1 protein-coding gene is annotated in these 309 nt (G+C 40.8%); it reads right to left on the bottom strand.

The genetic code is table 11. The annotated features are described in order from the left end of the window. On the bottom strand, positions 1-309 hold a 309-nt coding region (gene pgk / locus PZE06_RS27620; RefSeq protein ID WP_275792341.1), incomplete at both ends, for a phosphoglycerate kinase.

Raw genomic sequence — 309 nt, 5'->3', positions numbered from 1 at the left:
CTTGTCTTTGGTCCAATATCAAGCGCTTCCCAGTCGGCAGGAATCTCTTCAATTGGAACAACCTTCGTATTAGCATCCTCAGAAAAGTCATCTGCTACGATCACAACAACTGGCATGAAAAATTTAACGCCCTTTTCTTCAGCCTTTTTCATGAACTCTTTCGCTAGCTCAATCTTATCCTCTTCTAAAAGGGATTTCCCAACCTCATGGCCTTGAGCCTTTACAAATGTGTGAGCAAGCCCTCCGCCAATAATTAAGTTATCCACTTTTTCTAAAAGATTATCAATGACACCGATTTTGTCTTTAACC

The sequence above is a fragment of the Robertmurraya sp. DFI.2.37 genome (assembly GCF_029211245.1).
GTDB lineage: Bacteria > Bacillota > Bacilli > Bacillales > Cytobacillaceae > Robertmurraya > Robertmurraya methanolica_A.
Note: the sequence above shows the minus strand (reverse complement) of the source record. Positions and strands in the feature narration are given on the sequence as shown.